This window comes from Tardiphaga sp. 619_E2_N8_4, assembly GCF_051810905.1.
In the GTDB taxonomy this organism is placed as follows: domain Bacteria; phylum Pseudomonadota; class Alphaproteobacteria; order Rhizobiales; family Xanthobacteraceae; genus Tardiphaga; species Tardiphaga robiniae.
Window position 1 is genome coordinate 1629107 of the sequence record NZ_JBPWQJ010000001.1, and the last position, 21871, is coordinate 1650977.

A 21871-nucleotide genomic window follows, 5' to 3' on the forward strand; every position below is an offset into this window, starting at 1 on the left:
GGTCACGTTCACAAGAAGCAGGCGGTACGCGTCTCATGGCGGCAGGGAAGTCGATCGGCGAAAACGCCATCGAGGAGATCACGGCGGATCGCACCCCGCACTATGAGCCGTTTGGCTGGCATCACTGGCCGGAGCATCCCTGGCTTGCCTATCAATTCCGCCGCGGTCTCGGTGAGATCCAGGAGGGTGGCGGCAGCGTGTCCGAGGTGATGCTGGCCGGTTCGCGGATGATCCCGGGCGACCTCGAAAGCTGGCATAAAGAGTGGATGGTGATCGCGGATGCCAACTGGCAGCGCGGCCTTTCCGAAGAAAAGCTCGGCCACATCCGCACGGCGATGAACTGTTTCCTGCGGGCTGCCGATTATTACCGCCAAGCCGAATTTCATCTCGAGCCGACCGATTCGCGACGGCTGCCGACCTTCGAGAAGATGGAAGCCTGCTCGCATAAGTTCATTTCCTATCTCAATCCGCCCGGCGAAGTGGTCGAAATCCCTTATGAGCCGGGCAAGCCGATCTGCGGCTACTTCATCCGTGCGCCATTTCCGGGAGACAAGCTGCCGGTGCTGATCTGCATGGGCGGTCTCGACTCCATCAAGGACGAGATGTGGTTCATGCAGGCCCATGGTTGCCTGCAGCGCGGCATCTCGGTGCTGATGGTCGATCTGCCCGGGCAGGGCGGTACCTTGCGCCGCCACGGACTTGCAACCCGCGCCGATACGGAAGTGCCGGTCGGCAAATGTATCGACTGGCTCGAAAAGCGCGCCGATGTCGATAGCTCGCGCATCGCGGTCTGCGGCTCCAGCATGGGCGGTTACTACGCCGCGCGCGCCGGCTGTTACGAGCATCGCCTCGCGGCGGTGATCTCGCACGGGGCTGTCTGGTCGGTGCATGACATGTGGGGCCAGAAGGGCGACGACTTCGGTCTGGCGATGCATATCCGCTGGGTATTCGGCGCGAAGACCATGAAGGATGCCCATGAATTGATGAAGCCCTTCACGCTGAAGGGTCATCTCGAGCACATGAAGTGTCCGTATCTCGTGCTGCATGGCGGCCACGACGTGCTCACGGTCACCGCGGCGCGCTCGACCTATGACCACGCCATTGCCAATGGTGTCGATGCGACGTTGCGCGTGCTTGAGCCGGATGAGACTGGCGCTGAACATTGCCAGCACGACAATCCGACCATTGGTCAGGAAGTGCTGGCCGACTGGCTCGCCGACAAATTCAAGATCGATCAGCGCACTCTGCTGAAAATTTCGTTCAACCCGCTGGTGTGATCATGAATTTTGGTGTCGATCAGATCAAGGCTGCTGTTGTCGCGATCGACCTGCATCGCGGCCATCTGGACATGTCGGTGGCGACCATGCCGACCACGCCGGATGTCGCGAAGACGGTGATCGCTGCCAATAAGCGGCTGTTCGACTGGTGCCGTAGTGTCGGCATCCCCGTGATCCATCAGGTCACGTCCTATCGCGACGAAGAAGAAATCCGCGCCAACCCGTTCTGGCGGACCCGCGCCGAGGATCCAAAAGCAACGCGCAAGAATGTGATGCGGCACAATATCATGGGCGGCCCCGGCTGCACCGTGATGCCGGAGCTGCTGGACCCCAGCGACTTCATCGTCAACACCAAGAAGCGCTACGATTGCTTCTTGGGCACCGATCTCGATTTCGTGTTGCGTTCGCACGGCATCAATACGCTGCTGATCACCGGCGTGAATACCAACTCCTGTGTGCTGGCGACGACGACGGCTGCCAATGTGCGGGACTACTCGGTGATCGTCGTCGAGGACTGCGTCGACAGCATGGACGGGCCGGAGTTGCATGCAGCCGGCCTCGCCTGCATCCGCACCGCCTTCGGTTTCGTGATGGATACCGATGCGGTGATGCAGCTCGATGGCCTCAAGGGTGCAGGACGCGCCGCATGATCTCCTACAATCCCCCACTTTCGAAGGGCATCCAGCCATGACCGGTCCCATGCAGCCGCGCGAGCGCTGCGACTACTCCGCCATCGTCGATCGTCCCAAGCTGAAGCTGCCGGGCAATGCCCGCATGATCGTCTGGACCATCGTCAATCTCGAGGTCTGGGACATTGCCAAGCCGATGGCGCGTCAGGTGCTGCCGGCGCCGACCGGCGTTCCGCTGCTGCCCGATGTCGCCAATTGGGGCTGGCACGAATACGGGATGCGTGTCGGTGTCTGGCGTTTCTTCGATCTCTACAAGAAGCTCGGCATCAAGCCCACGCTGTCGATCAATGCGCGTGTCTGCGAGGATTATCCGCGCGTGGCCCAGCAGGCGAAGGACGCTGGCTGGGAGTTCATGGGCCATGCCTATGAGCAGGGGCCTATCCACAAGGAAGCCGACCAGAAGGCGATGATCAACCGCTCGATGGATGTGATCGAGAACTTCACCGGCAAGCGCCCGGTGGGTTGGCTGGGGCCCGGTCTTACGCAGACGCTGGAGACGCCGGAATTCCTCGCCGAAGCCGGCGTGAAATATATCGGTGACTGGGTCTATGACGACGAACCGACGGTGATTCGTACCGAGAAGGGGCCGCTTACAACGCTGCCTTACACGGTGGAGATGAACGACATCCCGATGATGATGGTGCAACATCACGAGAGCACGCAGCTCCTGAACCGCGCCAAGGATCAGTTTGATCGCCTCTATGCTGAAAGCGCCGAGCGGCCGAAGATCATGTCGATCGCGATCCACCCGTATATTTCGGGTCAGCCATTCCGCATCAAGTATCTCGAAGCGATCTATGACTATGTGAACCAGTTTGAAGGCGTGGTGCATTGGAATGGTGCCCAGATCCTCGACTGGTACAATACCCAGGTGACCAAGTGAGCGTGACGTCCCAGCAGATGCTGCCCGCAATTCCCGTCACCGGCGTGCCGGTCGTGGGTGGCGGCTTTTTCCCCGTACGCCGCGTCTATTGCGTGGGGCGCAACTATCTCGACCACATCCGCGAGATGAAGGAAGCCGACGAGCGCGATCCGCCGTTCTTCTTCCAGAAGCCGCGCGACAGCGTGGTGCCGGACGGCGCGCGCGTGCCTTATCCGGCGTTCACCGAAGACTTCCAGTTCGAGGTTGAGCTGGTGCTGGCCATCGGACGCGGCGGCCGCGATATCGCGGTGGAGGATGCGCTCGATCACATCTGGGGTTATGCCGTTGGCATCGACCTCACCCGTCGCGACCGCCAGCGCGATGCCCGCGATATGCGACTGCCTTGGGAAATGGGCAAAAGCTTCGACGCGTCCGCGCCTTGTGGCGAAATTGCGCCGGCACGCGATGCCCGGCATTTCAACAATTGCGCGATCACGCTGTCGGTGAACGGCGTCGAGAAGCAGCGCGGCGATATCGGCCAGATGATCTGGAGCGTGCCGGAGATCGTGGCGCAGCTGTCGAAGCAGATGAAGCTCGAGCCGGGCGATCTCATCTATACGGGCACGCCTGCCGGCGTGGGTCCCGTCGTTCCGGGCGACGTTATCGACGCGCGGATCGAAGGCCTGCCGTCGCTCGGCATTACCATCGTTGAGCCGGAGACCTGATCATGTTGCCGACCGAACGCATTTCCTACTCGCCGATTGACGCTCGTCCACCACTGAAGCTGCCGAATGGCAAGCGCATGGCAGTGTGGATCATCGTCAATGTCGAGGAATGGGACGCCAAGCAGCCGATGCCGCGCACGGTGCTGACACCGCCGGCCGGCGGCTCGCCGTCGCCGGACGTTCCGAACTGGGCCTGGCACGAATACGGCAATCGTGTCGGCTTCTGGCGCATGCTGAAAGTGTTCGACGACTACAAGCTCCCCGCCGCGCTGGCGATCAATGGCTCGGCAATCGCCGCTTACCCGCCCATCGTCGAGGCAGCCAAGGCGCGCAACTGGGAATTCATGGGTCACGGTTTCACCCAGCGCAATATGCAGAAGGTTGAGAACGAACGCGAGGATATCCGCAAGACTGCCGACGTAATCGAGAAGGCCACTGGCAAGCGGCCGCGCGGTTGGCTCGGGCCGGGTCTGACCGAGACCTGGGAAACGCCGGACCTGCTGAAACAGGAAGGCTATGACTACGTCGCCGACTGGGTACTCGACGATCAGCCGGTGTGGCTCAAGACCACGACGACACCGATCGTCAACGTGCCCTATACGCAGGAATGCAATGACGTCGCGATGATGCTGATCCAGCATCACAAGGCGTCGGAATATTACGACCGGGCCATCGACCAGTTCGAGCAGATTTACGAGGATTCCGAGAATTCGGCCCGGGTCATGGCATTGGTTGTGCATCCCTACATCATGGGCGCGCCGCATCGCCTGAAGCACTTCCGCCGGATCTTCGAGACCATCCAGAAGAAATCCGACGTGGCTTTCATGACCGGCGAACAGATTCTCGATTGGTATCTTTCGGTCGGACCGAAAGCGCCAGAAGCATAGATCAGGCAAGCAGCAGGGCATGAGTCTCTTTCAACTCCTCAACGGCCTGACTTTCGCCGCGCTGCTGTTCGTGGTGGCAAGCGGCTTCACGCTGATCTTCGGCCTGCTGCGCATCGTCAATCTCGCGCATGGCGCGCTGTATCTCTTCGGCGGCTATATCGGCTATAGCGTTGCGGTGAAGACCGGCAGCTTTGTCGTCGGTGGTATCGGCGCCATGGCGGCGATTGCGGCCATCGGCTTCGTGCTCGATCAGGGATTGCTGCGCTTCGTACGTGGCAATGAGCTGCGGCAGGTGCTGCTGACGCTCGGCGTCGCCTTTTTCCTCAACGATCTCGCGCTGGTGATCTGGGGCGGCGACAGCTTCACGGTGCCGATCCCGGAGATGTTGCGCGGCGGCACGCGGGTGTTCGGCACCTTCTATCCGATCTACCGGTTGTTTGTGCTGGGGATGGGCATCTTCGTCTTCGTCGGCCTGTGGGTGCTGCTCAATCATACAAAGCTCGGCGCGCTGATCCGTGCCGGCGTCGACGATGCCGAGATGGTCGAAGCCTCCGGCGTCAATATTCGCCGCGTCTTCCTCTTCACCTTCCTGTTCGGTTCGGCGCTCGCCGGCCTTGGCGGCCTGATGGGAGGCGCGTTCCTGTCGCTCTATCCCTCGGCGGACGCGGAAATCCTCACCTTCAGTCTCGCCGTCGTCATCATCGGTGGGCGTGGCAGCCTCGTCGGCGTCGGTGTCGGTAGCCTGCTGGTCGGGCTTCTGAATACGCTCGGTCAGGTGATGTTCCCCGAACTCGCTTATTTCGTGATCTTCGGCCCGATGGCGGTGTTGCTCGCATTCCGTCCGCTCGGCCTGTTCGGACGTGCCACATGACGCAGCCCGTATCCAAAACGTCAGTTCTCGCCGGCATGACTAGTCGTGCGCTCGTCATCGCCGCGCTGGCGGTGATCGTCGCTGCCTGCCTGCCGATGGTGCTGTCGAGCTATCAGGTCGGCCTCGCCACCGAAGTGTTGATCTTCGGAGTCCTTGCCATGTCGATCGACATTCTCGCCGGTTTTGCCGGCCGGACTTCCCTCGGGCATGGTGCCATCTTCGGTGTCTCGACCTATGTCGTCGTTTATGCGACCGGCCAGGCCGGTCTGTCGCCCTGGGCGGGCTTCGCGCTTGGTGTGCTGGCGGCCACCGCGGTGGCCTCGGTATTTGCGCTGCTCGCAGTCCGCACCTCCGGCGTCTACTTCCTGCTGCTGACGCTGGCGCTGGGCATGATCGTGTGGGGCGTCTGCTTGCGCTGGACGCAGGTCACCGGCGGCGAGAACGGCATGCGCGCCGATGTGCGGCCGGCAGCCCTGATGAGCCACAGCGCGTTCTATTGGGCGGTGCTGGCCGGCGCAATTGTCGTGTCCTTTGCCATGTGGCGGTTCGTGCGATCGCCGTTCGGCCTGACGTTGCGCGGTATCCGCGACAGTGAGAGCCGCATGCGCAGCCTCGGTTACAATGTGCCGCTGCATCTGTTCATCGGTTTCACGGTGTCAGGCATCTTCGCCGGCATCGCCGGTGGGCTCTATGCGATGTTCAACAATTTTGTCAGCCCCTCGACGGTCGCGCTCGCGCAATCGGTGGAGGGCGTGTTGATGATGATCGCGGGCGGTGTCGGCACGTTGTTTGGGGCTTTCGTCGGCGCAGCGGCGATCATCGTGCTGGAGAACATCGTCAGTTCCTACACCGAACGCTGGCTGATGGTTCTCGGCATCACGTTCGTTCTCATCATGATCTTCGCCCCCGAGGGCATCATAGGCAAGCTGCGCGCGATCACTTCGCGCAAGGTGCGATAAGTCGGTTTTACGTTTCAATCGGGTTGCTCACGAAAGGACTTCGAGATGGATCGCAGGCAATTTCTCAAGAACACGACGGCGGCTGTCGCTGCCGCGGGCGTCGGCGTCGCTCCGTGGCGCTCGGCTCAGGCCCAGGCGAGCCCGATCAAGATCGGTCTGCTGGCGCCGCTGACCGGCGTTGTCGCTTCGGGCGGCAAGGAAATGGTCGAGGGCGTGCAGTTCTATCTCGATCAGGTAAAGAACGAGATGGGCGGCCGCAAGGTCGAGCTGGTGATCGAGGACGATGCGTCGAATCCCGACACCGCTTTGCAGAAAGCGCGCCGCCTGGTCGAGCAGGGCAATTGCCACATGTTGATCGGCAATCTGCTCGCCAATACCGGCCTTGCTGTCGCCAACTACGTTAAGGGCACCGGCACGCCCTACTTCATTCCGATTATCGCGGCTGACGATCTCACCCAGCGCGCCCGCATCAAGAACGTAATCCGCGTCGCCGGCTATTCTGCCAGCGCCTTCACCCATCCGTTCGGTGATTGGGCCCTGAAGCAGGGCTACAAGAAGATCGCCACCATCAGCCAGGATTACACCTTCGGCCACGAACAGTGCGGCGGTCTCGCCCAGGTGTTCACCGAAGGGGGCGGGCAGATCGTGCAGCAGTTCTGGCATCCGCTGAACACTGCCGACTTCAGCCCCTATCTCGGCCAGCTTGCCGATCTCAAGGTCGACGCAATCTTCGCGATGGAGACCGGCGCGGACTCGACTCGTCTGATCCAGCAATATGCGTCATTCGGTCTGAAGGAAAAGACGCCACTGTTGATGGCGATGAACGGCACCGACCAGTCGGTGATCCGCACCATGGGCCCCGAATGCGAAGGCATCATCGCAGCCGCGCATTTCGCCGAAGGTTCGGACGTCCCGACCACGGCGAAGTTCGAGAAGGATTATGAGGCGAAGTACGGCAAGATCCCGTCGCTCTACGGTTTCTCGATGTATTCCGGTATGATGTGGATCGATGCCGCGCTGAAGAAGATGGGCGGCAAGGTCGAGGATCGTGAGGCTTTCATTGATACGGTGCTCAAGACCGAGCTCGACAATTCGCCGCTCGGCAAGACCGTGAAGTTCGACGACTACGGCAACCCGATCTACGACGTCTACATTCGCAAGGTCGTCAAGCGCGCCGATGGTAAATACTGGAACGTGCCGATCGAGACCTATCCGAATGTCTCGCAATTCTGGAAGTACGATCCGGCGACCTATCTGAAGCAGCCGCCTTACTCGCGGACCTTTCAGGGCATCAAGAAGACCTGATTCAATGTTGCTGACATCGAGGCGCGGCCGTGTCGCCGCGTCTCGTTCACTGGGAATTATTCGTGTCCGATCCGATCCTGACGCTGACAGATGTGGTAGTGGCCTTCGATGCCTTGCGGGCGGTCGATGGCGTCAGCCTGATTGTGCCGCGGGGCCAGCGCCGCGCCATCATCGGCCCCAATGGCGCCGGCAAGACCACATTGTTCAATGCCATCGCCGGCGCGCATCCGCCGACCTCCGGCAAGATCACATTCAATGGACACGACGTGTCCAGACTGCCGCCACACCGGCGTGCGCAGCTCGGCATCTCGCGTACCTTCCAGATCACCAACCTGTTCCCCACGCTGAGCGTGCAGGACAACATGATGCTGGCGCTGCGTGGATTGAAGCCGAAGAAGTTTTCGCTGTTCGGCTCGCCAGATGCGGACGAGGGTGAGGCTACACGTATCGCGGCCGCGCTGAATGCCGCACGGATCGCCGAACGCGCGGACATCATCGTCAAAGAAATGTCCTATGGCGAGCAGCGTCAGCTCGAAATCGCGATTGCGCTGGTGACGACGCCAACCATGTTGCTACTGGATGAGCCCGCGGCCGGCCTGTCGCCGTCGGAGCGCTCGATGATTGCCGAGGTGATCCGTTCGCTCGATCCGGCGATCACCGTGATCCTGATCGAACACGACATGGATCTGGCACTCGGTCTGGTCGACTACGTCACCTGCATGTTCGAAGGCCGCGTGCTGGTGGAGGAGCCGCCGGAAGGCATCCGCCGCAACAAGCAGGTTCAGGAAGTCTATCTCGGGAAGCCGCGTCATGCTTGAAGTCAAGGATCTGCACAGCGGTTACGGCGACGCCGTCGTGGTGCGCGGTGCGTCGCTTGAGGTGCGCCCTGGCGAGATAGTGGCGCTGCTCGGCCGCAATGGCATGGGCAAGACCACCTTCATTCGCTCGATCATGGGCCTGACGCCGCCGCAGGTGCGCTCGGGCACGATTACCTGGCGCAGCGATAGCCTTATTGGTCTGCGTCCCCATGATATCGCCAATCGCAAGATTGCGATCGTGCCGCAGGGGCGGCGGCTGTTTCCGTCGCTGACGGTGACCGAACATCTGACCATGCTGAAGAGCGCGCGCGCCAAGGACGGCTGGACGCTCGATCGCGTATTCGGAATTTTTCCGCGGCTTGCTGAGCGCCGCTATCACCGCGGTGGCCAGTTGTCTGGTGGTGAGCGCGGCATGCTGGCTGTGGGCCGTGCGCTGATGATCGATCCCGAATTGATCCTGATGGACGAGCCGTCCGAAGGCCTCGCGCCGGTGATGGTGCAGCACCTCGAAAGCATCATTCTCGATCTTAAAAAGGAAGGGCTGTCGATCCTGCTGGTCGAGCAGAATCTCTATAGCGCGCTGGCCGTCGCCGATCGAGTCTACATCATGGAGACCGGGCAGATCGTGCATCACGGCACGTCGCAGGAAATGAATGAGCAGACTGACGTGCTATTCCAGCGCCTCGGCGTGCATTGAGGTGATCATGAGCGAAGACCTGTTGCGCCAAGTAGCCGCCGAATTGAACAAGGCGACCGGCGCCGCTGAACGCACACCGCGCATGACGGGGCTGGTCGTGGAAAACAACACGCGCGTCGCGACTGCGGCTGTACAAGACATGGCGTTCGATTCGACGCCCTACGCCTATCAGGCGTGGCTCGCTGGCATGGACAAGCGCTGATGCAGAGCGCAATCGCAGCCCTTGATCTCTGCGCTCTCGCGGATGCAGTTGCTAAAGGCGAAGTCACGTCCGTGAAGGCGACAACGGTGGCGCTGGAACGGCTCGATCTGATCGGCCGCAAATTGAATGCCGTGGTGCGGCTTGACGACGAACGGGTGCTGAACGCGGCCGAAGCCGCCGACAAGTTGCGCGCATCGGGAGCGGCATTGCCAGTACTGCATGGCGTGCCCCTTGCACATAAAGACCTCTTCTACCGTGTCGGTGATCTGTCCGGTGGCGGCTCGAAAATCCGGGCTGACTTTCGCGCTGACGTGACAGCCACGGTGATTGCCCGGCTCGATGCCGCCGGCGCGCTCGATCTCGGCCGGCTGCAACTGGCTGAATTCGCCATGAGTCCGACGGGCTATAACGAATCGTTGGGGCATGCGCGCAACCCGTGGAATCCGGGGCATGTGCCGGGCGGCTCCTCCTCCGGTTCCGGCGTCGCCGTCGCCGCGCGCCTCGTGACCGGCTCGCTCGGGACGGATACTGGCGGTTCACTACGCCATCCCGGCGCGATGTGCGGCCTGATCGGGTTGAAGCCGACCTGGGGACTGGTTCCGACTGATGGTGTGATGCCGCTATCTGCCTCACTGGATTGCACGGGACCTCTGGCCCGCACCGCACGAGATGCCGCGCGACTGCTGTCGGTGATCGCGGATCGCGACTATGAAACGACGCTCGATACGGGTGTGACCGGGATGCGCATCGCAATTCCCGGTGGATACTACCGCGAGCTCATGCATTCGGATGTGGCGACTGCGCTGGACGAAGCCGTGAAGACGTTGCGGTTGCTCGGCGTCACCGTCGTCGAGACCTCACCGCCGGATATGGCCTTGATCAACGCGCTGATGCAGATCGTCATGAGCGTCGAGGCCGCGACGATCCATCGCCGCTGGCTAATCGACCGCCCGCAGGATTATGCCGATCAGGTGCGCTCGCGCATCGAGCCTGGCCTGCTCTATCCGGCGACCCGTTATGTGGAAGCGCTGTCGCTGCGTACGCAGATCACCCAGCAATGGATCGCGTCCTGCATCGGATCCGCCGATCTCGCGCTTCTGCCGGCGATCTCGATTCCGGTACCGACCATCGCGGCGACTACCGAAGGCAACCCCGCCGACGTCGCTGCTGTGATCGGCCAGCTCACACATTGCACCCGCGGCATCAATTATCTCGGCCTACCCGGAGCGTCAGTGCCGTGCGGCTTCGATGCGGCAGGTCTGCCGATCGCGTTCCAGCTGGTCGGCCGCCCCTATGCCGAGGCCGATATCCTGCGCGCGGCTCATGCTTATCAAGGTGTGACCGACTGGCATCATCGCGTCCCCGACGCTGCCGAACTGAACTAGGAAAAAGAGATTCCGAATGCCCATCATCGATATGCACACCCATGCCCTCAGCAAGCGCGTCGAGCCGCTGGTGGCCGGGCACTACGATCCGATGGACAATCCCTATCGCCGCGACATGTCGCCTGCGAGTCGCGAGACCGATGCGGAGCAGGGCAAGCTGCTGCCGGGCTTGATGCTCGACATCGCCAAGCGCCGCGAGATGATGGCGAAGATGGGCGTCGACTTTCAGGTGATCGCGCCGGCACCGGCGCAACAGAACTACTGGGCCGACGAAGATTTGCAATGTGCGCTGTCGCGCGTGCAGAACGAAGACATTGCCGCGCTCGTGGCGCAGGATCCTGCACATTTCGCCGGGATGGGTACGCTGCCGATGCGGTTTCCCGGGCGTGCGGTGGAGGAGGCGGTTCATGCAGTCGAGCAGCTCGGCCTGCGCGGATTCCAGATCGATACCCGCGTCGAAAACCTCGAACTGTCCCATGCCGCCTTCGATCCACTCTATGCGCGGCTTACCAATCTGCGCGTACCGCTGTTCGTGCATCCCCTGGGCTTCTCCCATGGCCAGCGGCTCGGCGATTTCTTCATGGTCAACAGCGTCGGCCAGCCCATCGAAGAGACCATTGCGATCGCCCACTTCATCATGGGTGGCATTCTAGACCGGCATCCGGATCTCGACGTGGTTATCGCTCATGGCGGTGGTTTCTACCCATTCTACGCAGCCCGACTGGATCACGCCTGGAAGGTGCGTCCGGAAGTACGCCGGCTCACGGCAGATGCGCCGTCGACCTATCTCAAGCGGCTCTGGTTTGACACCTGCGTGTTCTCTGAGGAGCTGATCGACAACCTGGTCAAGACGGTGGGCGTGGATCGCGTCATGATGGGCTCGGACTACCCGTTTGACATGGGGGACCCCGACCCGGTGGGGCTGGTCAACAAGGCCAAGCTATCGGACACTGATCGTCAGAAAGTCCTGTTCGGCAATGCGAGCCGGCTGTTCAAGATCGGATAAGCTCCTGCCTCGTTGCGGCAAGGTGCGGCACAAGAGGCAAAACCTGCGATGACGATCCACTTTGATTTCGCCAAGCTTAGCGCGCCGGAGCGCTACAAGTTGCTTTGTGGTCTCGTTGTCCCGCGACCGATTGCGTTGATTACCACCATCTCAGATGCCGGCGTGGTCAATGCCGCGCCGTTTTCGTTCTTCAATGTCTTCTCCGAGAAACCGCCGCTGGTGGTGGTCGGCCTGCAGGCCAGGCCCGACCTGTCGGTCAAGGACACGACCCGCAATGTGCGCGCCAATGGGTTGTTTGTTATCAATATGGTGGATGAGGCCCTTGCCAACGATATGGTCGATTGTTCGATCAGCTTTCCATCTGACATCGGTGAACTGGATGCCCTGCAGCTCCCAATGACGGCTGGCATCAATGTGCCGGTCCCGCATTTGGCGAAGGCGCCTGCGGCACTGGAATGCCGAAAAGTGACAATGATGAACTTTGGCGCAGAACGCGACCTACTGGTCGGAGAGGTCCTGGGCATTCAGGTTCGCGATGGTGTTGTCGACCCCGTCACCTTGCGTACGGACTATGATCACTATCTTCCGGTCGCACGCATCGCGGGAACCATGTATGCGCGGATGCAAGATCGGTTCGAGATCAAACCCGACAGTTTAGACACCTGGCAACTCCGTAACCCCCGCTGAGGGAGGTTTTATCCGCGGAGTGCGTCGGAATGCCGGTGGTAGTTCTCTGCGCGTTCGATTAACCGTCAGAGGTGAGAAATTGCCGCTCCTGCGGTTGCATGGGATATGACTGCTGGATGTATCGGAAAACCGTCATTGTTGTCGCGTGGACTACACTTGCATTGATTGCTTTTGCGACTCTGTCACCGATCGGGCTGCGGCCGCATTTTGGCGGCGTCAGCCTTGAGCGCTTCGGCGCATTCGCACTCGTGGGCCTTTTGTTCGGTCTCGCCTATCCCCGCCATCTCTGGCTTGTTCTGACGCTCGTTGGGGGGGCGGCAGTCGGGCTGGAGGTGCTGCAACATCTGACGCCGGACCGGCACGGCGAGGTGCGGGATGCGCTGGTCAAACTTGCAGGTGGCGTCACCGGCATCGGGATATCGCTCGCGCTCCATCAGACCTTAAAGCGATTTATCACCTTAGGTTGAGGATGAGCTGAACTACCTCACTGAGGTACGTCAGTTTTTTCCGCGAATCGCGTTTGGTGAGTTCCAGCCTGTGACGCGCTATCCCGATGCTTTACATCTCGCCGCTTTAAAAAAATACGTGTAATCACGGTAGCGCTCTACCCGCCCCCATCTTTGAGACTGCTAATGGCAGAAATCACACATGTCTCCACATGAAAGTACTTGGCATGTGTAAAAAGACACCGATACAACTTGAAGGAAGGTGTATGCCGTGGCGTCTACAATTTGGACGAGCCTAAGAAACGTTTCGGCCAGATTGATGTATGGCCGATGACTTTGGTGTGACGTCTCGAAGCGGACAATTCCGTTGCGTGGAGAAGACGTCGATCTCAAAGGACAACGTATTATGCATCGGCGGTACCAGCATTCGAGCATCCCGACCGAAATCATGCGATCGGTTGTCGGTATTTCCGAAGCCGGCAGCATCACCAAGGCCGCGAAGCTGCTCGGCCTGAGCCAGCCGGCCATCAGCTCGCAGATCAAGCGCATTGAGCACGCGGTCGGCGGCAGTATCTTCCAGAAGTCTGCCAACGGCTCATCGACGACAGAACTCGGAAAGCTCGTTCTGATCCAGGCTAGGAAGATTTTGGAGGCGAACGACCAGTTGCTCTTGCTGCGTGGCGCTTCGCCCGAAGATCAGACCATCCGGCTTGGCCTGACCAATTTCTATTCGCAACGCGCAATGGAAGGGATGAGCAAGGCGGCGATGAGCAATGTCTGCATCTATTCGGATAATTCGGCCGAGATCGCGAAAAGCATGCTCGACGGCTACGTCGATGTCGGCGTGTTCCTCAGTATCTCCGAAATGCCCGGGGATGCGGCCATCGATGTCATCGCGCAGCGCGACGATGAATTGACTTGGGTTCGATCCAGGGATTTTACGTTAAGCCCTGGCGCGCCCATTCCGTTGCTGACCTGGCCGGGGCAGATCGTGCATAACGTCATGATTCAGGCGCTTGAGCGCAAGGGAATGATCTATCGTATCGCATTTTCCAGCCCGGACTATCATGCACGGATCGAGGCTGCGAAGGCGGGCATCGGTTTGACCCTGCTGCCAACGGCACTGATCCCGGCGTCGCTCTTGGCGGCCAATGAGTATTATCTTCCAAAGCTGGCGATACCCAAACTCGTGCTATGCGCGCGCGAGGGTATTCGCAAGAAACACAGCATTCTAATAGAGGAACTACACGTTAAATTCTTCGGTATATAGTTCTCTCATCAGCGCGCGTATCAGAAAACATGATCACCTCATCAAATCCAATGCCATCATCCAACACAATGCAGGCATTGGAGATGATCGATCCCACCAAGTGGTAGCAGAAGTTGTATAGGTAGTTTTCACGCGGTCTTGCGAAACTCAGCGCATGTTGAGATTCGATGCCAGCATGAAAAAACTCCTATCGTGTCGACGCGGTTCTTCCGCAGTCGAATTCGCGATGCTGCTTCCCGTCTTCCTGTCGATCGTTTTCGGCATCGTCGTCTTCGGATCATATTTTGCGGTCGTTCACGGTGTTCAGCAGCTTGCCGCCGAGGCGGCACGTTCCTCTGTCGCCGGACTGACCGAGACCGAACGTGGCTCGATCGCATCGACCTATGTCACGTCGAATGCCGCGACTTATCCGCTGATCAATGCGTCAAAGCTGAGCGTCAATGCGGCGACATCGTCGTCGAACGCAAACGTCTTCGTGGTCACGGTCAACTACGACGCGTCGACCATGTTCATCTATTCACTTCCTTTCGTACCGATGCCTCCATCGCAAGTCTCGCGATCTGCCGCCATTCCCTACGGAGGGTTTTGAGCGATGGAACCGATGCGCGCACTTCTCAAGAGGTTTCGCACCGACCAGCGCGGAAATATTGCCATCATGTCTGCGGGCGGCATGATCCTGGCCGTTTGTTGTGCTGCACTGGGTGTCGATATCGGGACCATTGCCGCCGATCGTCGCAAGACGCAGGCTGCCACGGATCTCGCCGCGATCGTTGCGGCCAGCAACCTAAGCAATGCGACAAACGCAGCAAAGGCGGCAGTCACCAGCAATAACTATCCAGCAAGCGCTCTGGTCGGTGTAGAACTCGGAACTTACACAACCAATTCCGCCGTCGCTGCGCAAAGCCGCTTTGTCACGCCAGCGACTGGAACAGCCAATGCGGCGCGGGTCAGTCTTCAGACGGCGACGCCCCTCTACTTCAGCCATTTCTTTACCGGCAGCAACAATTTCACCATCAAGACAACGGCGACCGCAACAACGACGGCCATCGCGTCGTTCTCGATCGGTTCGCGATTGGCATCGTTAAATGGCGGCTTGTTGAATAGTGTTCTCGGATCAATGCTGGGCACGACCCTGTCGCTGTCAGTCATGGACTACAATGCGCTTCTTGGCGCGCGCATCGATGCTTTCACCTTCCTCTCGGCGCTGGCGACGCGCGTCGGTCTGACCGGTGTGACTTATGACACGCTGCTGAATTCGAACATCAAGATCGGGGACGTTCTTGCCGCAGCGCTGAGCGCGCAGCAGGCTACCAATGGCAGCGGCACCGCGACCACCGCACTCTCGACGATATCGCAGGCTTCGGCATCCGTGACGACCAAGATTGCGCCTGGCAAGCTGATCGATGCGGGCCCCTACGCGAACCTGATTGTGGGCGTCAAGCCGAAAAACGGTGTGAGCATCTCGCTTTACGATTTGCTACAGGCAACAGCTGGAATCGCTAACGGCACCAACCAGATCGCCACATCCGTCAATTTAGGTCTGCCTGGCATTGCCAGCGCGTCACTGACGGCGACCATTGGCGCACGGCCACAGGGATCCGGCTGGATTGCCGTGGGCACGCAGGGCGTCAGTGTTCATACAGCTCAGACACGTGTGCTGCTATCCATCCAGTTGATCGGAAGTGGTTCGGCGTCATTGGTCAATCTACCGGTTTATGTAGAGGTCGCGTCGGGCACAGCGACGCTGAACAAGGTCAGTTGCGGCTATCCCAACGTCAATACATCGAGCGTCACGCTTGGCGTTACGCCGGGCATTGTCGATGCATGGATAGGTAACGTCACTGTAGCCGACCTCAACAATGTTGCGACCAAGCCGAATCCAGGGCCGGCACCGCTTGTGAATCTCCTGGGTATTCCAATTGTGACGGCAAAGGCCCATGCGGGCATGGGCAACACCACGCCGGTCAGCGTCAATTTCAGCTATTCGGATATCACGTCGCAGACGAAGAAGACCGTAAACACGACAAACTTCACGTCGTCCCTGACGGGCAGTCTGCTTGGCGACCTCAACATCAGTGTTCTTGGACTGGGTTTGGCGATCCCGGGTCTTGGTGGACTCGTCACCAGCATCATCAGCGGGGCAACCAGTTCAATCGATCAATTGCTGGCGGCAACGTTGGCAAGTCTCGGCGTCGGAATTGGACAGGCCGATGTGTGGGTATCCGGCATTCGCTGTGACGGCGCAGTGTTAGTGAACTGAATCAGTAACGCGTGAACTTCAATGCCAGCTTTAACAGAAGAGGACTGATAAAATGGGATACGAAGCCGCAATGAACCGCCCCAACGTTAATCGCAAGCGCTCGGTTGTCGTCTCGAAAAAACGCACTAGCGTCAGCCTGGAAGACAGCTTCTGGGCCAGCCTGCAAGCGATCGTTCGCATGGAGAATACCACTATCGAGCACTATATCGAGAAGATTGAGCGCAAGCGCGAAACACCAAATCTATCATCCAACCTGCGTATCGCTGTGCTCGAGTATTTTCAGCAGATTGCTGCACGCAGCTTGACAGCCGGTACGGCCGATCAACCGACGGCGAGCAGCAATGCCAAGCCCCATGACAACCACAACCAGCTGGCTGAAAAGGTGGCGGCCTATTGGGGGCGTGAGGGATCACAGAATCAGCAGCTGGTCGACTAGGTCAGCTGCTCGAACCTTCCAGTTTATTTGATTTGAGAAAACGACGCGCAGTGCCGCGCGACGTCGTTCGTCGACTATTTTACGACAACGGCCGTTTTGGCCACGGAGCGACAGATGTTTAACCGACAGAGCAAGACCGATTTGCAGAATGCGTTGGCGCAAGCGACCGCCATCAGTCGCTCCCAGGCCATCATAGAATTCAATCTCGATGGCACGATCATCAAAGCGAATGAGAATTTTCTCAAGGCGCTCGGCTACACGCTCGATGAGATCAAGGGCAAGCACCACAGTATATTTGTGGAGCCTGCCGTACACGAGAGTGTCGCTTATCGGGAGTTCTGGGGTAACCTTAACAGGGGCGAATTTCAGGCAGGGCAGTTCAAGCGGGTCGCCAAAGGCGGCAGGGAGATCTGGATCGAGGCCTCCTATAACCCGATCATGGACAAGAGTGGTAAGCCGTTCAAAGTCATCAAATTCGCTACAGATATCACGGCGCAGAAACTCGAAAGCCTCGAAGCTTCCGGAAAAGTGATCGCGATCAGCCGTGCGCAGGCGGTTATCGAATTCAATCTTGACGGAACTATCATTACCGCAAACGAGAATTTCCTGAACACGCTTGGTTACGCGCTGTCCGAAATACAGGGGCGGCATCACAGCATGTTCGTGGAAGCCGGTGAACGCGATGGCGCAGCCTACCGGGACTTCTGGGCGCGGCTCGGCCGGGGTGAGTATCAGGCGGCCGAATACAAGCGCGTCGGCAAGGGTGGCAAGGAAATCTGGATTCTCGCGACCTATAATCCGATTCTCAATGATGCCGGCAAGCCGTTCAAGGTTGTGAAATTCGCGACCGACGTGACCCAACAAAAGTTGCTGGCCGCTGATAGCAACGGCCAGATGGCGGCTATTCGCAAGTCGCAGGCGGTCATCGAGTTTCGCATGGATGGCACCATCCTGACGGCAAACCAGAATTTCCTTGATACGGTCGGTTACACGATCGACGAAATCCGCGACCGGCATCACAGCATGTTTGTCGATCCGATAGAGCGATCTGGCGCGGCCTATGTGGAATTCTGGGCGAGCCTCAATCGCGGGACCTATCAGGCCGCGGAATACAGGCGCATCGGAAAGGGGGGGCGGGAGATCTGGATCCAGGCATCCTACAATCCGATTTTCGATCTCAACGGCAGGCCGTTCAAAGTGGTCAAATACGCTGCCGATATTACGGCGCAGGCCATGGCCCGCCTGAAAGCGGAGCGCGCTCGTTCCTTGATCGAGTCGGTCGCTGCCGGCAGCGAAGAGATGAATGCATCGATCCGCGAGATCTCCGAGACGATGGTGAAGTCTCGGCAGACGGCAGAGTCCGCGGTGCAACAGGTGGAGACGGCGGACATCCAGGCGCAGCGGCTCACCTCGGCTGCACATGCCATGGGAGGCATCGTTGGGCTCATCGGCGACATTACCGGCCAGATCAACCTGCTCGCCCTCAATGCGACCATCGAATCGGCTCGCGCTGGTGAGGCGGGGCGGGGTTTTGCGGTGGTGGCGGCGGAGGTCAAGAATTTGGCCAACCAGGCCAAACAGGCGACCGACAAGATCAGCAGCGAGATCGAGGCCCTGAACGGTATCTCCGGTGACGTGGTTGGCGCGCTGGTTTCTATCAAGCAGGCGATCGAACATGTCAACGAGTTCGTGACTTCGACGGCAGCGGCCGTCGAAGAGCAGAGCACTGTGACCAGTGATATGTCGGACAACATGCAGCGCGCGGCATCTGAACTGGCCTGATGCGCTGAATTTATCGGCTTTGTTGGATCATCCGTGACTGTGCTATCAATCGCGGATGATCCTGCCGTTCAATGCCGCCACCCGAACAATGATCGAGAATCGCCTGGCCGCATTCACGCGGATCGGCGAGGGCCAGTACGCTTCGGGGCTGAAGCGTGCGGCGGTGGCCCTGGTGATGGTTGAAGCGGCGACCGAATTGGAGACCTCGCTGTTGCTGACGTTACGCGCGTCCGGTCTGCGCGCTCACAGTAATCAATGGGCACCTCCTGGCGGTCGCTGCGATCCTGGTGAGACACCCGTGCAGGCGGCAATCCGCGAGTTGCGTGAGGAGCTCGGTCTGCAGCTCACGCAGGACGATGTCATCGGCGTCCTCGACGATTACCCGACCCGCTCCGGCTATCTGATCACGCCTGTCGTCATGTGGGCGCACGACAGCGTTCAATTGATGCCGAACCCCGATGAGGTCGCCTCGGTTCATCGCATTGCGCTGTCGCAGATCGCGCGGCCGCAGGCGTTCGATTTCGTTGCCATTCCCGAGAGCGACCGGCGCCTGATCCGCTACAGCCATTTCGGCCACTTTATTCACGCGCCGACCGCCGCGCTGATGTATCAGTTCAGCGAAGTTCTTGCGGGGCGCATCACCCGTGTGGCCGAGCTGGAGCAGCCGGTCTTCGCCTGGAAGTGATTCTGCCCCCCGGCGCGACGTGTCAGCGCAGGCAGCGTCCGGCCTTGGAAAGACATTGTTCACCAAACTCATCCAACGTCATTTTAAGCGGGGTATGTTTGACCCGCCTGGGACGGGCGCGGGGCGGCGTCCCGCCTCATTCCTCTGCATGGCCGGCTATGCCGGCTGACATCTCGACAGGTCCCATGTCTCATTTGATTCGCACCTTTACTGCCACTGTCCCGCTCGCGGTATTTTTGTTCATGCCGGTCGGTTATGCGCTGGATTCCGCCCAATTACCGGCAGGCGTTGCCAATGCGATGGCGCAGGGCGCCTCGCCGCAGGCCGTCGCAGAATACCGACGCAAGCTTGCGGAATATCAGGAAGCGCGCGCGGCCTTCGATCAGGAGGCCGGTGCCTATTGGGATGCAATCTCTGAGAAGCGAAAAATCCGCAATGCCAAGCGCCGCGACCGCCAGCAGATCACGCTGAATGACTACGTGCTGGAACAGGCGCCGTTTTATGAAGGACCAAAACGTCCGGTGAATCCGGAGCCCGAGGATAGCGATCCGCGCGTCCGCAAGGATCTTCCGGTGGTGGCGGATTTCCTCGCGGCGGCGAGGGAGCAGTTTCAGTTCGTGCCGCAGCGGCCTGCCAATGAGATGGAGTTCAAGCGCGCTTATGCTCGTGCCGCCCTGCAGGCCGGGCTGACACGCGACATTGCGGTACGCGTCTATTCCTTCGAGACCGGTGGCAATGGCGGCCATGACATGCAGTCGGGCCTAAACCCGTCACGTCCGGGGTCTCGCGCGATCTCCACCGCTATCGGCTACAATCAGCTGCTCACAGCCAATACGACGACGCTCGTTGCCGAACAGGGGCCTCAGATTTTGAAAGTTCTGACCGAGAAGGCATCGGCGCTCTCGGGCCCGCAGCGTAAGGCGATGGATCACAAGATTGCGGTCTTCAAGCGCATGCAGGCGACTGTGCGCACTGTTCCACAAAACTGGAGCGCGCTTGAGAAGCTCGGCACGACGCCGCAGGGCTGGGCCATGCATGCGCTGGTGCTGGACATGGATATCGGCCCGCAATTGCAGGTCCACAAACTACTGACGTCAGTGAATTTTGCCCGCGCCCGCGGGTTTGATCGCCCGCTCAGCGCAGCCGAGCTTGAGATGATGAATCTCACTGGCGATGGCAACGGCTTCGATATGGTGACCATGCCGCTGGCGATGCGTGAACAGGTGCCGACGGCGAACTTCTTCCAGCGTGGCGGGTATGAGCGCAATCCGGTGGCGATCCGCCACAATACCGTGGCCAAGCTACTCGCAGTTACCAATGCGCGAATGGACAGCAACAGCAATCTGCCAGGCGCAAAAGAATTGGCCGCGGCTTTTTGAGCCACGGCCAATCTAAGCCTTGTGATGTGCGCTCTCTCGCCGGAGAGCGGCTGGGCTTATGAGTTGCCCGGATTGAAATCGTCGCTTGGTGCTTCTGCCGGCGCGCCAGCTGCAGCAACGTCGGGGCGAGGACCGTGCGGACGGCGGCGACGGCGCGGCGGGAAGCGCTCTCCACCAGCATTCTGTTCGAAGCCGCCTGGAGCAGCACCCGGCTGAGGTTGCGCACCACCCGTGATGAAAGAAGGCAGACGATCGACACCATCGCCGACCGGCATTATCGGCTGCGGTTGCGGCTGATATTGCGGCTGGCCCTGCGGCTGATTCTGCTGACGGTGTTCGCGATTATTGTTCTCGCGGGGCTGATAGGGCTGTTCGCCGCGCTGCTGATAGGGCTGACCACCCTCACGCTGCGGAGGCTGCTCGCGCTGCGCAAAGGGCTGCTGTTGTACCGGCACGAAACCGGGCTCGGCACCGAAGTTCGAGTAGCTCTCGCTCTCGTCATCGTTGTCCTCAGGCGGCATCTCGTTTTCGGTGCGCGGTTGCGGCTGATTCTGCCGGAACTGCTCCTGCGCGGCGGCGATCAGGCGGAAATAGTGCTCGGCGTGCTGATAGTAGTTCTCGGCAGCAACGGGATCGCCGGAGCTGCGTGCATCGCGGGCGAGCTGGACGTACTTCTCTGCGACGTGGGAGGCGGTACCGCGGATCTTGATGTCGGGGCCATTCGATTCGAAGACCCGGGTCATCGGGTTCTGGCCGCGCCGATTGTTATTGTTGTTATTATTATTGTTGTTGCGGTTGTTGTTGTTCCGCATCCGCTTGTTGTTGTTGTTCTGACCGTTTCGCATGTGTCGCCTTCAGTTATCGATCCAGAGTGTCACAGAGCTATGTTTCAAAGAGATGATTGCCGCAGCACATTGCGGGATGCGGACGCGCGAAGCACCCGAATCGTCGTGCAGACCTTTGCTGCATCGATCTTGCCGTCATTCGCGTTCAACAAAGACGCGTTCCCCAACCGCCCGCTGACCGTGCCAGCCGGACCAAATCACCCACCTGCCGAAACAAGGTCAGGCTTCTGTGCGTGAAGTTTAAAGCGCAATATCAGGCTTTCGTTCGCTTTGCGGTCGCGAGCAGCGCAGCTCTCTCAGCCATCGCGCTCAACCAAACCTGCCTGTTGGAACCTTTCACCCGGACGGGCTCTCTAGCGAGAATTCTGGCTTCCTGCCGTAAATCTACGGGGCGAGCC

The 21871-nt window shown here is 59.9% G+C and carries 23 protein-coding genes; 22 read left to right on the forward strand and 1 reads right to left on the reverse strand.

Annotation, left to right across the window (positions count from 1 at the left end; all coding sequences use genetic code 11):
- Positions 1-35: 35 nt before the first annotated feature.
- From AB8A23_RS07745 to AB8A23_RS07850, 22 genes are all read left to right on the forward strand, one after another.
- Complete coding sequence (locus AB8A23_RS07745) at positions 36-1277, forward strand: alpha/beta hydrolase family protein (RefSeq protein WP_439059984.1); 1242 nt, start codon at positions 36-38, stop codon at positions 1275-1277.
- A 2-nt stretch (positions 1278-1279) separates the two neighbouring features.
- Entirely contained in the window at positions 1280-1927 is a 648-nt protein-coding gene (locus tag AB8A23_RS07750) for a cysteine hydrolase family protein (RefSeq protein WP_439059983.1), read from the forward strand.
- Between the two features lie 37 nt (positions 1928-1964).
- Positions 1965-2849 (forward strand): polysaccharide deacetylase family protein, encoded by an 885-nt coding sequence (locus AB8A23_RS07755; protein ID WP_231078929.1) that lies wholly within the window; start codon positions 1965-1967, stop codon positions 2847-2849.
- Complete coding sequence (locus AB8A23_RS07760) at positions 2846-3553, forward strand: fumarylacetoacetate hydrolase family protein (protein WP_309942401.1); 708 nt, start codon at positions 2846-2848, stop codon at positions 3551-3553. The genes AB8A23_RS07755 and AB8A23_RS07760 overlap by 4 nt, the downstream gene beginning before the upstream one ends.
- 2 nt (positions 3554-3555) lie before the next feature.
- The gene (locus AB8A23_RS07765) at positions 3556-4440 is read left to right on the forward strand and encodes a polysaccharide deacetylase family protein (RefSeq protein ID WP_120287374.1); all 885 of its coding nucleotides are present in this window, start codon (positions 3556-3558) and stop codon (positions 4438-4440) included.
- A 19-nt stretch (positions 4441-4459) separates the two neighbouring features.
- Complete coding sequence (locus tag AB8A23_RS07770) at positions 4460-5311, forward strand: branched-chain amino acid ABC transporter permease (RefSeq protein ID WP_309942404.1); 852 nt, start codon at positions 4460-4462, stop codon at positions 5309-5311.
- Positions 5308-6270 (forward strand): branched-chain amino acid ABC transporter permease, encoded by a 963-nt coding sequence (locus AB8A23_RS07775; RefSeq protein WP_439059982.1) that lies wholly within the window; start codon positions 5308-5310, stop codon positions 6268-6270. The genes AB8A23_RS07770 and AB8A23_RS07775 overlap by 4 nt, the downstream gene beginning before the upstream one ends.
- Before the next feature lie 45 nt (positions 6271-6315).
- Positions 6316-7575, forward strand: coding sequence for an ABC transporter substrate-binding protein (locus tag AB8A23_RS07780; RefSeq protein WP_120287372.1), 1260 nt, complete (start codon positions 6316-6318; stop codon positions 7573-7575).
- A gap of 62 nt (positions 7576-7637) precedes the next feature.
- A complete protein-coding gene (locus tag AB8A23_RS07785) occupies positions 7638-8393 on the forward strand; it encodes an ABC transporter ATP-binding protein (RefSeq protein ID WP_158596725.1) in 756 nt (251 codons plus the stop codon).
- Positions 8386-9090, forward strand: coding sequence for an ABC transporter ATP-binding protein (locus AB8A23_RS07790; RefSeq protein ID WP_120287370.1), 705 nt, complete (start codon positions 8386-8388; stop codon positions 9088-9090). The genes AB8A23_RS07785 and AB8A23_RS07790 overlap by 8 nt, the downstream gene beginning before the upstream one ends.
- 7 nt (positions 9091-9097) lie before the next feature.
- Positions 9098-9292: a hypothetical protein gene (locus AB8A23_RS07795; protein WP_439059981.1), complete on the forward strand. Its 195-nt coding sequence runs from the start codon at positions 9098-9100 to the stop codon at positions 9290-9292.
- Entirely contained in the window at positions 9292-10677 is a 1386-nt protein-coding gene (locus tag AB8A23_RS07800) for an amidase (RefSeq protein ID WP_439059980.1), read from the forward strand. Before AB8A23_RS07795 ends, AB8A23_RS07800 begins: the two co-directional genes overlap by 1 nt.
- A 16-nt stretch (positions 10678-10693) precedes the next feature.
- Positions 10694-11683, forward strand: a complete 990-nt coding sequence (locus AB8A23_RS07805) for an amidohydrolase family protein (RefSeq protein WP_309942418.1) — start codon at positions 10694-10696, stop codon at positions 11681-11683.
- A gap of 48 nt (positions 11684-11731) precedes the next feature.
- A complete protein-coding gene (locus AB8A23_RS07810; protein ID WP_439059979.1) occupies positions 11732-12370 on the forward strand; it encodes a flavin reductase family protein in 639 nt (212 codons plus the stop codon).
- Positions 12371-12486: 116 nt separating this feature from the next.
- Entirely contained in the window at positions 12487-12837 is a 351-nt protein-coding gene (locus AB8A23_RS07815) for a VanZ family protein (RefSeq protein ID WP_093758154.1), read from the forward strand.
- A 346-nt stretch (positions 12838-13183) separates the two neighbouring features.
- The gene (locus tag AB8A23_RS07820; protein ID WP_175368073.1) at positions 13184-14086 is read left to right on the forward strand and encodes a LysR family transcriptional regulator; all 903 of its coding nucleotides are present in this window, start codon (positions 13184-13186) and stop codon (positions 14084-14086) included.
- A 154-nt stretch (positions 14087-14240) separates the two neighbouring features.
- Entirely contained in the window at positions 14241-14675 is a 435-nt protein-coding gene (locus tag AB8A23_RS07825; protein ID WP_089267729.1) for a TadE/TadG family type IV pilus assembly protein, read from the forward strand.
- A 12-nt stretch (positions 14676-14687) separates the two neighbouring features.
- On the forward strand, positions 14688-16346 hold the full coding sequence (locus tag AB8A23_RS07830) for a TadG family pilus assembly protein (RefSeq protein WP_439059978.1): 1659 nt from the start codon (positions 14688-14690) through the stop codon (positions 16344-16346).
- A gap of 52 nt (positions 16347-16398) precedes the next feature.
- On the forward strand, positions 16399-16782 hold the full coding sequence (locus AB8A23_RS07835; RefSeq protein ID WP_439059977.1) for a ribbon-helix-helix domain-containing protein: 384 nt from the start codon (positions 16399-16401) through the stop codon (positions 16780-16782).
- Positions 16783-16896: 114 nt separating this feature from the next.
- Positions 16897-18564, forward strand: coding sequence for a methyl-accepting chemotaxis protein (locus AB8A23_RS07840; RefSeq protein WP_439059976.1), 1668 nt, complete (start codon positions 16897-16899; stop codon positions 18562-18564).
- Positions 18565-18619: 55 nt separating this feature from the next.
- On the forward strand, positions 18620-19249 hold the full coding sequence (locus AB8A23_RS07845; RefSeq protein ID WP_439059975.1) for an NUDIX hydrolase: 630 nt from the start codon (positions 18620-18622) through the stop codon (positions 19247-19249).
- A 242-nt stretch (positions 19250-19491) separates the two neighbouring features.
- The gene (locus AB8A23_RS07850) at positions 19492-20628 is read left to right on the forward strand and encodes a hypothetical protein (RefSeq protein WP_439060551.1); all 1137 of its coding nucleotides are present in this window, start codon (positions 19492-19494) and stop codon (positions 20626-20628) included.
- Positions 20629-20684: 56 nt separating this feature from the next.
- Here AB8A23_RS07850 and AB8A23_RS07855 read toward each other — a convergent pair whose 3' ends face one another.
- Positions 20685-21473 carry a DUF4167 domain-containing protein gene (locus AB8A23_RS07855; protein WP_439059974.1) on the reverse strand — a complete coding sequence of 263 codons (789 nt, stop codon included), beginning with the start codon at positions 21471-21473 and terminating at the stop codon, positions 20685-20687.
- Between the last annotated feature and the right edge of the window lie 398 nt (positions 21474-21871).